The sequence below is a fragment of the Paracoccus sp. Z118 genome (genome assembly GCF_019061185.1).
Lineage (GTDB): Bacteria > Pseudomonadota > Alphaproteobacteria > Rhodobacterales > Rhodobacteraceae > Paracoccus.
The window spans coordinates 1-423 of sequence record NZ_JAHQZU010000136.1; the positions used below are offsets into that span (position 1 = coordinate 1).

Below are 423 nucleotides of genomic sequence, written 5' to 3' on the forward strand. Positions count from 1 at the left end.
GCCGAGCCGGCGGTCGAGAAGGACAGCAGCGCGACGCGCGGCGTCTGCCCCAGCAGGCGCTCGCAGGAGGCGGCGGCGGCGATGGCGATGTCGGCGAGTTCCGCGGCATCGGGGGCGATCACCAGCCCGCAATCGGCGAAGATCATGCCGTGGGGGAGAGGCTGCCCGGCGCTGGGGCTGCCGGCGGAGGCCGACGCGGCGGGAGCAGCCTCGTCAGGGGCCGGGGCCGCGGGAGCCTGATCATGGGGAATCTGCCCGCCGGAGGCCGGGCCGGCGAGAACGCTGCCGGTTTGCCCTTGGGCGCGGGCGCTTCCGGCACGGTGCTCCTCTCGGGGACCGGGAGGCTGCGCCGCAGGAGGCTGCCCGGCCTGACCCTGACCCTGACCCTGACCCTGACCCTGACCCTGACCCTGACCCTGACCC

The 423-nt window shown here is 75.7% G+C and carries 1 protein-coding gene and 1 pseudogene; one reads left to right on the top strand and one right to left on the bottom strand.

Annotated elements, in window-relative coordinates; genetic code table 11:
• A pseudogene (locus KTN05_RS18380) lies at positions 1-167 on the bottom strand (phosphate acyltransferase); the annotation flags it as partial.
• 75 nt (positions 168-242) lie between these two features.
• On the opposite strand from KTN05_RS18380, the gene KTN05_RS18385 reads away from it, so the two are divergent.
• A partial coding sequence (locus KTN05_RS18385) for a hypothetical protein (RefSeq protein WP_254368354.1) occupies positions 243-423 on the top strand: 181 nt, incomplete at its 3' end.